This is a genomic window from Xenorhabdus aichiensis (assembly GCF_028598775.1).
Classification (GTDB): Bacteria; Pseudomonadota; Gammaproteobacteria; order Enterobacterales; family Enterobacteriaceae; genus Xenorhabdus; species Xenorhabdus bovienii.
This window is the reverse complement of record NZ_JAQRFO010000030.1, coordinates 25,300-39,688: the sequence shown is the minus strand read 5'-3', so window position 1 is coordinate 39,688 and position 14,389 is coordinate 25,300. Positions and strand designations below refer to the sequence as shown.

At 48.8% G+C, this 14,389-nt stretch carries 9 protein-coding genes; all 9 read left to right on the top strand.

What is annotated here, in order from left to right:
• The first annotated feature begins 32 nt into the window (after positions 1-32).
• From PSI22_RS13845 to PSI22_RS13805, 9 genes are read left to right on the top strand one after another with little or no spacing between them, the layout of a single operon-like run.
• Positions 33-1,466: an SrfA family protein gene (locus PSI22_RS13845; RefSeq protein ID WP_273580251.1), complete on the top strand. Its 1,434-nt coding sequence runs from the start codon at positions 33-35 to the stop codon at positions 1,464-1,466.
• Between the two features lie 4 nt (positions 1,467-1,470).
• Positions 1,471-4,491, top strand: coding sequence for a virulence factor SrfB (locus tag PSI22_RS13840; RefSeq protein ID WP_273580250.1), 3,021 nt, complete (start codon positions 1,471-1,473; stop codon positions 4,489-4,491).
• Positions 4,491-7,172, top strand: a complete 2,682-nt coding sequence (locus PSI22_RS13835) for a putative virulence factor (protein ID WP_273580249.1) — start codon at positions 4,491-4,493, stop codon at positions 7,170-7,172. Before PSI22_RS13840 ends, PSI22_RS13835 begins: the two co-directional genes overlap by 1 nt.
• A 6-nt stretch (positions 7,173-7,178) precedes the next feature.
• Positions 7,179-8,189, top strand: coding sequence for a hypothetical protein (locus PSI22_RS13830; RefSeq protein ID WP_273580248.1), 1,011 nt, complete (start codon positions 7,179-7,181; stop codon positions 8,187-8,189).
• 9 nt (positions 8,190-8,198) lie between these two features.
• Positions 8,199-10,190, top strand: a complete 1,992-nt coding sequence (locus PSI22_RS13825) for a vWA domain-containing protein (RefSeq protein WP_273580247.1) — start codon at positions 8,199-8,201, stop codon at positions 10,188-10,190.
• A complete protein-coding gene (locus tag PSI22_RS13820) occupies positions 10,190-10,885 on the top strand; it encodes an ABC transporter ATP-binding protein (protein WP_273580246.1) in 696 nt (231 codons plus the stop codon). The genes PSI22_RS13825 and PSI22_RS13820 overlap by 1 nt, the downstream gene beginning before the upstream one ends.
• Positions 10,866-12,104 carry an ABC transporter permease gene (locus PSI22_RS13815; RefSeq protein WP_273580245.1) on the top strand — a complete coding sequence of 413 codons (1,239 nt, stop codon included), beginning with the start codon at positions 10,866-10,868 and terminating at the stop codon, positions 12,102-12,104. Before PSI22_RS13820 ends, PSI22_RS13815 begins: the two co-directional genes overlap by 20 nt.
• Before the next feature lie 40 nt (positions 12,105-12,144).
• The gene (locus tag PSI22_RS13810) at positions 12,145-13,644 is read left to right on the top strand and encodes an SUMF1/EgtB/PvdO family nonheme iron enzyme (RefSeq protein WP_306310590.1); all 1,500 of its coding nucleotides are present in this window, start codon (positions 12,145-12,147) and stop codon (positions 13,642-13,644) included.
• A 36-nt stretch (positions 13,645-13,680) separates the two neighbouring features.
• Complete coding sequence (locus PSI22_RS13805) at positions 13,681-14,388, top strand: hypothetical protein (protein ID WP_273580243.1); 708 nt, start codon at positions 13,681-13,683, stop codon at positions 14,386-14,388.
• Position 14,389: the final 1 nt, after the last annotated feature.

Genomic DNA, 14,389 nt, shown 5'->3' with positions numbered 1-14,389 from the left:
TCGTATTTTCTGATAGCAAGGAACGGCTTCTCGTGAAAAAAACTTTTTTACGTGGTGATAAACTCGAAAGTTATCTGCCGCTGGGAGAAAATGGTCAGGCTGTGCATCTTTCCGCATTACAGTTGCGAGAAACCTTGCGCCTGCGGCAGCTCTCTGATGTTGCTAATTCACTGGCAATCCCACAGGGCAATGAGCAGGGTGATCGGATAGATTGGTATGCCGGCTTTTCAGGTAACGTCGTTCCCTGGTCGGCCGCAACGTATGATGAACGTCAGTCAGCATTGCGGCAACTGGAAGCTCACCAAGCCGCTATCGAACGGCTCAGTGCACAAATGATCCAGCAAAAGGCACCTGAAATGCGTCTTTTTGGCGCTTTGCTGAGTAAAACTATCCAGTTTCCCGATCAGGATCATATCTATTTGGTCGATGGTAAACCCGTGGTGACTTTTTGGGGATTTGTCAGTGCGAAGCAGCAGGCTCGTCCCAATCCTCTTGAGTGCTTAGAGGCAGTACGTTCTGTGACGCCATCAGTTGCTTCGGTTGCACCAACCGAACACACGGCTGAAACTGTGGTTGCAACGCCGCCGCCTGTATCCGAACGTTCTCGACGTTGGCTATTGCCTCATTGGTTGTGGTGGCTTCTGCCTCTGTTATTGATTTTGTTCGCTCTGTTGTTACTGCGTGGTTGCGTACCGGATGTCTATATTTGGGGGATGACACCTTCCACTCATTCTACAGCGCCACTTCAAGGTGAAATAATCTCGAAAGAGGGGAAACCCGTACCAGAACGATCAGTTCCAGCTCTATCAGTGAGTGAATCTCATTCTTTACCTCTTGTGAAAGGAATGAGTTCCGTCAATGGCACGGCTTCTGTTAATAGTACTGTGCCTGCTAACGGTGCGATGCCTATAGATGGCACATCTTCCTCCGTCGATGGAACTTCCCCTGTTTCACCAGAAGTGAATCCGATTGAACCGATAATCCCAACTCAGCCGATACCGCCAGTTGCGGATGGGGTATCCAATGGCACGCCAAAATCTTCCCTGCCTGAGGTTAATGTCCCTCCAGTACAGGTTTCACCGCCTGCTGAGGCGCTCACAATCCCAGATATCGCAGTGCGGCAGGGTACCACTGATTTTCTCAATGGTAGCTGGCACGCAGGTGCCGGAATTCAGGATAGTCGTACTGGCAAACCACTCAGTCTGACGTATCAGATGGCAGAGGGTAAAGGGCAGGTTGAAATGACGCGCGGTGACGGTGTTCGTTGCCAGGCTCCCGTTAAGGCAGCGATGAATTCAGGGGCGCTGCAATTGGATAATATTGGTGAAGCGAAGTGTAGCGATGGTTCGGTTTACACGATGCCTGAAGTGGTTTGTCAATCAGGCAGCCAAGGTACAGCGGAGTGTAAAGGACGTTATGACGAAAAAACGTTATTTCCCATGTCGATGAAGCGAGAGGCAAATTAACAGCATGCTGGCAACGATTACCGATTTCAAAGAAAAAGTGACATTGATTCGTGACAGTGGCATTCAGTTTCTGGATTTTGCTTTCGCGTTACCCAAAAAGAAAGAATACGGTGAATTTCTACTGGCCGGGGAAGATAACCCGGTCATTCGTCTGGTATATAACGAAAGAGATGAGAATTTTCTTGTACCTTCAGCGTCAGGTTCATCTGCATTCGCGGCGGACTCCGATTACTCGCTGGTACTGGAGAAATCCCTTGAAATATACAATGACATTTGGTTACCGCTGCCTTTCTTCCGCTTTAACTCGTCACGGAGTTTTGCGCAGGGGCCGACTAACTGGTCGCGAGTGAAATTTCATGCACTGGATACACCGGATGAACAGGGGAATACCTGGCGCGTGACTTTGGCCTTTGATACCAAAGTGTCTCCAGATAGGCGAAATACCCAGTATCTGGAGCCTGTCGATGATGATGTGCGTTCCGGTGTGGGCTTTGCGCTGGCAGAGACTCATCATGAGATGGGCGATTTTCTGTTGCTGAAATGGGTGGATGACTGGCTGCGGGAAACCTATACCGAACGTGCCACCGCATTGTGGCGTCAATATCATGTAGATACTGAAAACTGTTTGAACCGGAAGGAACATCAAGCGCATTATCTCAATTTGATTAATGCACTCAATGCGTTGTTGCAGGTTCCTGAAGTTCAGCTCAACGATGTTAAACTTCAGGATAATCCTATTAATGTCGATTTAGTGCTCGATATTGGTAACTCACGCAGTTGTGGGATCTTAATTGAAGAACACCGAGATGGCGATCAAGGTCTGTCGAATCTCTATCAGCTTCAATTACGTGACCTGAGTGAACCGCAGTATATTTATACTGATCCTTTTGACAGCCGTCTGGAGTTCGCTCAAGCCGAATTCGGGAAGCAGGATTTTTCTGTCAAAAGCGGGCGCAGCGATGCGTTTACTTGGCCGACCATTGGTCGTGTGGGCGAAGAAGCGTTTCGTATGGCCTCACAGCGTTTGGGTACAGAAGGCTCAACGGGGCTTTCCAGTCCAAAACGCTATTTGTGGGATGACGCACCTTACTCCCCTGGCTGGCGTTTCAGCCGTGCTTTTGTGAAATCGGATCGTGAACCTCAGGCGACGGCAGCGCCGATGACCTACATGATCAATGACAAAGGCGAGGCGCTTTATGCACTTAAGCCTTCTGAGCGTATGCCGGTGTTTACGCCGGAATATAGCCGCAGTACTTTGATGACCATGATGTTGTCTGAAGTATTGGCACAGGCATTGATGCAGATTAACAGTCCGGCTCAACGTTTGAAAATGCGTCATGCCAGTACCCCTCGTCAGTTAAAAAATATCATTCTCACCGTGCCGCCGGCGATGCCAAAACCTGAGCGCGCGATTTTCCAGAAAGCAATGACACAGGCCATCAGGCTGGTGTGGAAGGCGCTGGATTGGGAAGAGATGGATCAGGGTGTTGATGAAAACGGTCGGGAAGATAAAAACGTCTCCCGCAAACGTACCTTGCCTGACGTGCATGTGAAATGGGATGAAGCGACCTGTGGTCAGTTAGTTTATCTCTACAACGAGACGCAAAACTATTTTGGTGGCCGGAGTGAAGAGTTTTTTGCAGCCACAGTGCGGCCTGATAATAAACGGGAAGCGGGTAATGATCGCACGTTGAAAATTGCCTCTATCGATATTGGTGGTGGTACAACCGATTTGGTGATTACCCGTTATACCTTGGATGAAGGGAACGGCAGTAATGTGCGTATCGTTCCGACACAGCTATTCCGTGAGGGGTTTAAAGTTGCGGGTGATGATATTCTGTTGGATGTGATCCAACTCTATTTGCAGCCTGCATTCGAAGCCGCGTTGCTCAATATTGGCTATCAAGATTTAGATGCTGAAGCATTAATGTCGCGCTTATTCGGCAGTGAAGCGTTGGAGGCAGGCAAACAGGTGCTACGCCAGCAACTGACACTGCAAATATTTGCGCCTGTGGCACTTGCTATTTTGCATCGTTATGAAAAATTTACGCCAGAGGCGGGTGAGCAAGTTATTAGTGCAACGTTCAATGATCTACTTTCTCATCAACCGACGGATAAAGTTTGTGAATATGTTGATGAAGAAGTTAAACGCAGTTTACCCGCGGGAATAGAAAACCCATTTTCCATTCTCAATGTGCCGTTAAACATCAATTTGATGAAACTGCATAACGAATTTATCGATGCCCGTCATAACCGCATCAATATTTGCGGTAGCTTACGCGGGTTGTGCGAAGTTCTCTGGCACTACAACTGCGACATTTTGTTGTTAACCGGGCGGCCTTCCCGTCTGCCGGGGATTCAGGCATTGATCCGCCACTTACAGCCCGTACCGCCTGCACGCATTCTCCCCTTGCATGGTTACGAAACGGGCGGTTGGTATCCGTTCAATAAAAAAGGATTAATTGACGATCCTAAATCCACGGCGGCGGTGGGCGCGATGCTTTGCCTGCTGGCCGAGAAATCACGGTTGAGTAACTTCTATTTCCGTACGGCCAATTTCAAGCCTTATTCGACTATCCGTTATTTCGGCATGCTCGACAGTAATAATTTGCTGAAAGACAGCAACGTGTTTTATCGGGATATTGATCTGGACACCCCGGGATTCCAGTTGGATAACCAGCAATATTTTGAGTCTCGTGGCGAAATGCGGCTTGGCTTCCGTCAGCTTGATAATGAACGCTGGCCTGCGACGCCACTATACACCTTGAAAATTCCGGGAACGCGCTTAGCGACAGCTTTATCTGGTGATGCGGTATTGCGACTGAAACTGGAGGTGGAAGAAGGGCGTGGGCAAGAAGCTGAAACTAACGGAAGCCCTGAGAAGTTCCGTATCAGCGAGATGGAGATCGTCGAATCTACGCAGAACCCGCGTCCACAGGACGTGAGTTTCAAATTGAATACTCTGGTCGGAAACGGCTTGGGTGAAACTCATTATTGGCTCGACAGTGGGAGCATTAAAATCTGATGAAACATTTTACTCCCGAACAATTAAAACAAGCGTGGCTTGACGTGGCGCAAGGGGCAGGTCAGGCGATTGAATGGGTTGAAGAGGTGCGTGGAAATGCCCCGCGTCTCAACACAGAAGCGGATCGGTTGAAACTGAAGCTGCGCCGTAGCCGAAATACCGCGCAGAGATTGGCCAAAGCGGCTACTCACCCCATGACCATTGGTTTTTTTGGTTTATCTCAAGCGGGGAAATCTTATCTGATCTCCTCATTGGCGGCCGGGGAGAACGGGCGTCTGGAAACCCAGATGGGGCCGTATCAGCTTGATTTTATCGAACATATCAATCCCCCGGGTGGCGGAAAAGAAGCCACCGGCCTGGTTACACGTTTTAGCCGCCACGCGCGGCCATCTAACCCTGATTGGCCGATTGAGCTACAACTGTTCAACGAAGCGGAGATTGCCAAAATCTTCGCTAATGCATTTATTCATGATTTCAATCAGGAGAAAATCGACTGGAATTATGATGAAAAACGCATCAATACGCTGCTTACCTCACTGAACGAGCGACGTCAGGCGCATAAAGTCCCGGGGGTGGCGGAAGATGATGTGGTCGCGCTATGGGACTATCTGATCCGCCATGCAGAAAAGAGCCAGAGCAAAATGGCTCTGCAATACTGGCCAACGGCGGTAGAGCTGGCACCTTGGTTGTCGATTGATGATCGTGCTCAGTTATTTGGTGAATTATGGGGCAATATCCATGAATTCACAGAGGCTTACCGCCGATTTGCGCATACGCTACAACGTCTGGGGGGCACCAGCGTTGTCAGAGCACCACTTAATGTGTTGGTCACTGAGCAGAATGGCAGGTTGGTACAAACTAACAGCATTATGAACGTCGATATGCTGGAGCGCCTGAATAAGAGCAACGATTTGCAGGTTACGGTGTGCCCGGAACGAGAAAATGGGCTGGCTGCACCGGTATCAGTTTCTCTGGCAGAACTCACGGCACTGACTGTGGAGTTGCATGTTCCGTTACTTTCCTCCACGCGAGAACGGTTATTTGAGGAAGTCGATTTGCTGGACTTCCCCGGTTATCGTGGCCGTCTGGGTGTGGAATCTCTGAATTATCTCCAGAACGCGGCTGAAAGCGACGACAGCAATCCACTGGCACAGTTAATCCTGCGTGGCAAAGTGGCCTATTTGTTTGAGCGTTACACCCTCAATCAGGAGATGAATGTTCTGGTGGTTTGTACGCCTTCGAATGAACAATCCAACGTGAAAGATGTGGGAGGTGTACTGGATGAATGGATACGTTATAGCCAGGGCGCTGATGCTGACAGCCGCGCACGTCGCCCAGCAGGATTGGTCTGGGCGATCACCAAACTCGATTTACGTATTACCCAGGAGCTGACCAAATCAGAAGATATGCTGCGTGAGGTCTGGGGGCAGGGCGGGATGATCAAAATCGCCATGACCGAACGTTTCGGCCATTTTCCTTGGATGCAGGAATGGCAGCCCGGTCGTGCCTTTAACAATGCATTTCTGGTGCGTAAACCGTGTCAGGCCACGCCATTCATCACAATGAAAGAGGGCTGCGAGGCGGAGTTCAGTCAGGAGACGGCTTCCAAGCTGACCTTGATGAAAAAAACTTTCCTCGAAGATGCTGCAATCCAACGCCATATTGCCTCACCTGAGCAAGCTTGGGATGCCATGCTGCAATTAAATGATGGTGGTATGCGCCGGTTAGCGGATTATTTAGGCATCGTCGCCCAGCGTGAAATGAAGTTAGAGCGCATTACTGAACAGTTAAATGAAACGCGCCATGAACTGGTGGAAGGAAATTTACACGCTTGGTATCAGCCTGATGGCGCAGAAGAAGTGGAGAAAAAAAGGCTTATCTCCGAAGAGATCCTGAAGGCATTACAAAACCGTGCCGGAAGGCATGGCGAACTGCTGGCGGGCTTAGTTCCTCAACGAAAAGCACTGCAAGAGCTTTATATGCAGGAAGCTGAACTTGATTTATCCACAGAGGGTAAAGATGCAAAGGAATCCGTCGCTGCCTTCGGGATTGGCAGTGATTTTGATCTTTTCAGTGATACTCCGGATGAAACCGTCTCGGCTCACAGCCATGAACAGGAGTTTGCTCATCGAGTGATCAAACTGTGGATCAATTACTTGCGCACTGTACCTGAACAAACCAGTATGACGGATTCTATCGGGCTTTCCCGTTCTATTGTCGAAGTGTTGGTGGATGAATTAATCACCGCGATCCAGCGGATGAACGTCGAAGGTGAGCTGATGAAGGTGTTGGCGAATACTGAGCAGGCGGGTGTACGGCGGGAAAAAATGATGGAGCGTCAGGTATCCCGTGTGATGCACATTATGAATGATTTCATTACTTGGTTGGGCTATCAGAATGTACCGAGTGAGAAACGCCCGGCGAGTCGCATTAACAAAGGGCAGCCTATTTTTGCCCGTCCGGACAAAAAAGATCCTGCCTTGTGGAAAGGTGACGAACGCCTTTATCGGCTGACAAACGAACAACTGAACTACAGCGCTATGTTTATCTTTGACTGGTTGTTCGGCTTCGGCGAAATAATCAAAGAAAACGCGGGTCATTCTGCGGGACGCGAAATTACCGCCGTTCAGAATGAACGGTTGGGCACCATTATTCATCGTATTCAACTGTCGTCGGAGTAACGAGTTGTGATTAAACCAGAGCTGAGGCCTTATGAACCGGTTGAACCCGGATATGCTGTGTTACGCATTGAGGATTGGCAGGGTGCCACTGAAGGCGTCAAGATATCCATCCAGCGTAATCAGGATCGCTGTTTTCTGAATGGTCAGGGGCAGTGGGTCAACAATGAAGAGTGGCTGCTCTTGCCTGAGTTGCAGGAAGTCGATGGCGCGGTAGAAGCCCGTGTTGGCCCTGAGTTGGTTGATGCGCTGCTGGCGGAACGTCAGGTGGCGTATCGCGTTACGGTAATAGACGATACACAGCGTGAGGTTGGCGGGCTGAAAATTGCCAATGGGGTTTTAAGTTCTTTAGCCAAAGGGGAGCATACCCCTTCTGACAATGTGAGTGAACATGTGCCTCCGGCTCAGGAACCGCCAGTCTCAATTCCGACGGAAACCCCCTCTGTTGAATCATTCGTTGAACTCACTGTGTCAGAATCCCATGAGCTGCCGGAGCCTCAGCCAATACCCGTCAATGAACGGATTGGCGCAGCATCACCTGCATCAGCCAAAAAACCGAACAAAGGAATGCTGATTGTCCTGACCTTACTGGTCATTGCTGTTGTTGCCGTTGTGCTTTGGTGGTTGCTGAAACCGCAGGAAAAGCAGGAGCCTGTCATAGCCAGTGCATCAGTAACTGCTCCTTGTGCGATGGAAAATATGACCAAAGGCAACGGGCTGGAGTTTGTTAAAAGTTGTCTGCGCAGCCAGCCTTCCAGCCTGCAAGTACAGGAAATTATCAGTCAGGCAAAAAATGCTGGACAGTGTGACATCGCACAGCGGCTTTATGCTTATAAATCGCAGTCGGGTGATAAGCAAATCGCGCTGCGTTATGCCCAAGAATACGATCCGAAAACAGCGACAAAGAAGGGTTGTTTTGTTGCGGATGCTCAAACGGCCATTTATTGGTACGAAATCCTGATTAATCAGGACCCGCAGAACAGTGAAGCCAAAGCGCGTTTAGCGGCACTGAAAAAATAGGAAAGTATAATGAAACACCTTAACTGGCTGAAGGCGGGTTTTCCCGCCTTGGCGTTGATGGCATCGGCAGGGGCATTGGCAGCACAAAAACCGCTTTTACAGGAAGGAAAGCAAACACTCTATCAGCGTGTACTGACCTATCCAGGCTGTGAACTGTCGGCGAAGGTCGGTGAAAAAGGGAAGGTACAACCTGCTTTCAGCCGTTTTTACGTCTACCAGCGCCAAAAACAGGGTAACGAAGAATGGCTATGGGTTGGTCCTGATAGCTATGGAAATTCCCGTGGCTGGATGAAAGCCAATTGTAGCGTAGATTGGAAAATGCAGCTCACTTTAGCTTTTACCAACCCTTCAGGTCGTAACCCGATGCTGTTCTTCCGCGATAAAACGGATGTGGAAAAGATCCTGAACAATGCGAAACCGGCAACACAATTACAACCGCTACTGAATGATCTGAAAGCGGGTAAGTCCGTCCCTTCTGTGCTGGCGCGTGAACCGGATTATATGATCGATCAGCAGAAAAATTTTTATCTGCTGCCGGTGCTGGGTTCCGATGATATTTTTACTGACACGGGCTATCAGGTTCGGGTACTTAATGTCGCTTCGGTGAGCGAAGCTGGCAAAACGGCCAGTGCATTATCGGGTAAGAACGCCAGTCCCTCTCCCGATAAAGAAAAAAACATGATGAAAGGCTTCTCGGCATCGGTCGTTTTTGTGATTGATTCCACTATCTCAATGGGGCCTTACATTGATCGCACTAAGCAGGCGATTGAAAAAATCTATCAGCGCATTGAAAAAGAAAACTTACTCGGTCAGGTGAAGTTTGGTCTAGTCGCTTATCGTTCAAACGTTGCTGCTGTCCCGGGTCTGGAATATGACAGCAAAATGTATGTTGATCCCAATACGGTCAAAGATGGTAAAGATTTTCTGGCTAAAGTGCGCGATCTTAAACAGGCCACTGTTTCCAGCAGTAAAGTGAATGAAGATGCTTATGCCGGAGTCATGACCGCGCTGGATAAAGTGGACTGGACAAAATTCGGTGCCCGTTACGTGATTCTGGTGACGGATGCGGGAGCGCTGGAAGGGAATGATAAATTATCTTCGACTCAGTTGGACGCCACTCAGGTGCGTTTGGAAGCAACCTATCGCGGCGTGGCATTGTATGCACTCCATTTGAAAACGCCTTCAGGACATAAAAACCACGCTTCTGCGGAGAATCAGTATCGTGATTTGACGCTCAATGCTTTCTTGCACAAGCCGCTTTATTATCCGATTAACTCTGGTGACGTGAACAGTTTTGGCACGATAGTTGATAACCTTGCCAATGCCATTACCAGCCAGATTAAAACAGCATGGCGTGGTGAAGAAACCGTAGGCAGCGCGCTGGGTGCCAACGAATCCTATATGGGTAAAAAATCGGAGTTGTCCAAAGAGCCTCTATTACATGATGCTGCGTTGTTGGGACACGCTATGCGATTAGCGTATCTGGGTGACAAACAGGGGACTCAAGCGCCGCCTGTGTTTAAATCTTGGATCAGTGATCGCGATCTTGTGCATCAAAACATTCCGGCGACAGAGGTTAAAGTGCTGCTCACCAAGAGTGAGTTAAGCGATCTGAGCGAAGTCATGAAGAAGGTTGTTAATGCAGCGAATGAAGGTTTGATTTCGCCAGATGATATGTTTGCCAGCCTGCGTTCATTAGCTGCCACGATGGGAAATGATCCTAAACAGGCAAAAAATAAACAGGCAACCAAACTGAGTGAAATGGGATTACTGGGTGAATACATCGAAGGTTTACCTTATCTCAGTGAAGTGCTGAGTCTGGATGAAGAGACGTGGAAAAGCTGGGATGGTCTGGAGCAAGAGCGTTTTATCCGCCGTTTGAATACTAAGCTGAATTATTACCAGCGCTATAACGAAGATGTAGATCGTTGGATTTCCTTGGCACCAGACAGTGATCCGCGGGATAACGTCTATCCCGTTCCGTTGGAAAATCTTCCATAATGTTGTACATCCAATCGATGCAGATACAGCGCGGGCAGGCAGATCAAGGTTTTACCGTCAGCCTGCCCCGGTTGTCGCTGAACGCAGGAGAAGTCGCTGCGTTAACGGGGCCGAGTGGCTGTGGCAAAAGTACTTTGCTGGAGATGATCGGCGGGATACTCCAGCCTGACAGTCTGGAATGTTACCAGTTGGGAATACCGCCGCGTGATATTACCGCTTCTCTGCTGGGAGGTGAGGAAAATCAGCTTGCTCAAGTGCGTGCCAAGGATCTTGGTTTTATGTTGCAGCATGGCGGGCTGCTTCCTTGGCTCTCAGTCGAACAAAATATCCAGTTGCCCCGCCAAATAGCCGGGCTGGTGGCGCGTTCTGAGTGGCTGGATACGGCGATTACCCGTTTAAGTATCGCTGGACTGATGAAAAAAATGCCTTCTCAACTTTCGATTGGGGAGCGTCAGCGCGTGGCCTTTGCCCGTGCAATTGCCCATCAGCCGAAACTGTTACTGGCGGATGAACCGACAGCGGCACTCGACCCTTACAACGCCGAAACGCTTTTTAGCCTGATAGTGGAAATGGTGAAAGCACTCAATTTAGTTGCCATTATTGTGAGTCACGACTGGCAGCGGGTTACGGATTTTGGCCTTAAACGCTACGCCGCTACAGTGGATGGAAAACAAAGTGTCTTTACAACCTGTTAATGCTGATGCACGACCCTCTCGCTTGCTTTTGCCCCGTATGGCGCTGGCTGATTTAATTCACGATCGCAAGGTTGCGCTTTGTATCATTTTTTCGCTGATTGCCGTGATCACGCCTTTGTTACTGCTGTTCGGGCTGAAAAATGGCATCGTGAGCCAGCTTCGTCACACATTGCTGGATGATCCACGCACGCGGGAAGTTCGTATGCTGGGTAATGGTAACTATGACCACACATGGTTGATGCAGCTTGCGGCTCGTCCTGATGTGGGTTTTGTCATTCCGTTGACCCGCTCCCTGAATACGCAGGCCGATCTGGTCAGAGATAACCAGCGTTTTGTCAGCAATGCTGAAATTATTCCGACTGCTTTGCATGATCCGCTGTTGGTGAATGCCAAAGAGCCACAAAATGAACAGCAGGTTGTGCTCAGTGCCAGTGCCGCAGAGCGTTTACAGATAAAAACAGGGGATAGCCTGCGGTTAGTGATTGCCCGTAAACGGGATGGTATAAACGAACACGTACAACATACGCTGACGGTCATTGATGTGGTTGACGGAGCAAAATTCGCCCGGCCTGCTGCCTTCGTCACGCTGCCCCTTCTGGTGGCTATGGAAGATTACCGTGATGGTTATCAAGTTACCTTATTCAAGGTACATGATGGGACACCAACTCGTGAACGCACCACTTTTGCCAAAGCGCGGCTATACGCAAATAGCATTGATAGCGTGGCGGAATTGGCAGAGTGGTTACAACAGCAGCACATCGAAACGGTAACACAACAGGCGGAGATTGAATCTGTACGCGCTATTGATCATGTTCTCGGTTTGATTTTTACTGTTATCGCTTGGATATCGGCCACTGGCTGTATTGCTTCATTAGTAGGGGCTTTTATGGCAAATATCGATCGCAAAAGAAAAGATATGGCGGTGCTCAGGTTATTGGGTTTCCGTCGTCAGGCTGTGGTGGTGTTTGTCTTAATTCAGGCGTTGCTTCTTACTGGCAGTGCCTGGGGAGTGGGTTTATTGCTCTACTTTGTCGCCAGTCAGTTATTTAATAACGTATTGGGCGCTTCATTACCTGAAACAGCGTTTGTGTGTCATTTGGAACCTTGGCACCTGCTGATGGCCTTATTGAGTGTTCTAGTGGTCGCACTGGGTGTTGCTGCGGTGGGAGCCTTACGCGCGTTGAAAATTGAACCTGCGGAGAGTTTACGTGAGATTTAATTATGGTTTGAATACGGCATTGGCAGGGCTTTTTCTGGCAATGCTGCCGTTTTCTGCCAGTGCCGTCTGGGAAGAAAAATACTACAATCCCAAGCCACTGCCAGATGATGTGATATTACCGATGCCTTGTGAGGGTGCGATGGCGTTTCGTAAAGTTTCGATTCCCCTTAGTCAGCCGTTGCAGGATTACAGCATTACCCTTGGCGGTGGTGCAAATGACGAATGGGGTTATTTAGAACAGGCACGTGCGGAACATATTGCGGGTAGTTTTGCCGAAGGTAAATCCGGCAAGGGGCGTTATTTCCTGATGGCGAAGTACGAGCTGACAGATTTGCAATATCAGGCACTGACAGGCCAGTGTCCTACACCGAATATGAAACTGCGTTTGCCCAAAGTGAACATAGGTTGGGTTGATGCGATGAATTTTGCTAATCAATACAACCTTTGGTTGCTGAAAAACCAGCCTAAGGCGCTGCCGGTTGAAGATGGAAAGCCGGGTTTCCTGCGCTTACCAACCGAAACAGAATGGGAATTTGCTGCCCGTGGCGGTTTGGCTGTTTCCACGGCTGAATTTCGCGATCAACGTTTCCCGATGCCGGAAGGGATAACTAGCTATGCGTGGTTTTCTGGCACTCAATCCTCCAATGGTAAACTTCAGCTTGCGGGATTGCTTAAACCTAATCCGCTGGGTTTGCATGATATGTTGGGTAATGCTTCTGAAATGATGTTTGAGCCTTTTCACTTAAATAAATTGGATCGCCAGCATGGTAAAGCGGGGGGGTATATCGTCAGAGGCGGAAATTTCCTGACGCCGCAAAGTGATATACGTAGCTCACTGCGTGGAGAAGAACCCTATTACACCGGGCAGAGTGATAATAAGAACAAAACTCTCGGATTTCGTCTGGTGCTGGTTTCGCCGACGTTAACTTCGCGCGATCGTATCAAAGAAATCGCCGAAGAGTGGAAAGCATTAGGCACAGACAATCCACAAGCGAAAGAGAAAAAATCGCCTGATTCCATTGATAACCTGAGCAACATTTCGGCTCAAGTGCAAGATACGGCACTGAAGAAACAATTAGAACAGTTGCGTGCCGATCTCCGTGCAAATGCACAATTGCGTGACGAACAACGCGATCAGGCGATACGTACTTCCCTGCAACTTGGGGCATTTTTGTGTACAAAATTAAAGGATGATGGTGAATTTTACGATCGGTTGAACGGGTTGTATGAAAAAACCTGTAAGGCGGGCAGTGAGCTGGATGCGAATTGTTCCCGTCGCCAATCACAGTTAGATCAGCATAAAAAGGTGCTCAATTTTATTGTCAATTATTATGCTGACACCTTGGTGGATATGGGCGTCACCTATAACGCGGAGCTTATTGCTCCACAAATTCGTGTTGTTCAGCAACAGATGTCCGCTCGTGGAAAAACGAATCTGAATGGTTATCTCAATACTTACTGGAAGAATCTTCAGGAGTACTGGAAGAACGGAAGAGTTGCACGGGATAGTTGGCTGGAGTCATGTAAGAAGAATAATTAACAGTCATCACTTTATTTAAGAAAGGATATATAAGAAATGGTACTGCAATCCATGCGTTCTATGATTTCTCTCTGCATGATTTTTCTACTGGTCGCCTGCCAAACGCCGCAAGGCCCTTCCGCGCAGACGGGAGAAGTCGATTCTCGTCTGACTCAGAGTCAGGACGTTGAGTTTTTTAATAAATCAGGCTGGCAGGCTTGTGCGGCAGGCGCGGCAGCAGGGGCACTTGCCTGTCTGCTCGTCAATGGCGACCATCAAGCGATATGTATTGCGGCCGCCGCTATTGTGGGCTGTGGCGTGGGGGTGGGTGCCAACGCCTATCTGGATAACCAGCGCAAAAAATATGCCAGCGAAGAACAACTACTGGCCGCCTCAATTAATGATGTTAAAGCAGAAAATCAACGTATTAAAAACGTGACTGCTACAGCCAAAGAGGTGATTAAGACAGATAAACTCACCCTGGCACAGATTAATAAGGACATAGCGGCGAAGGTCGTGAAAAAAGATCAGGTGCAAAAACAACTGAAGGGTCTTGATGCCAATATTGTTTATTTGCGCAATACCATTAAAGAAATGAAGGAACATGAAAATCAGTGGCAGAGTGTTTCTACTCAGATCGCGGAAGACGGAACTAAAACCAAGGATCTGAATAACCAAATTGTCCAAATGCGCAAAAATATCGGCTCGCTGCAACAAGAGCTGGATAGTCTGTATGAACAACGTACCGCGATTAAAGTGAGCTGAT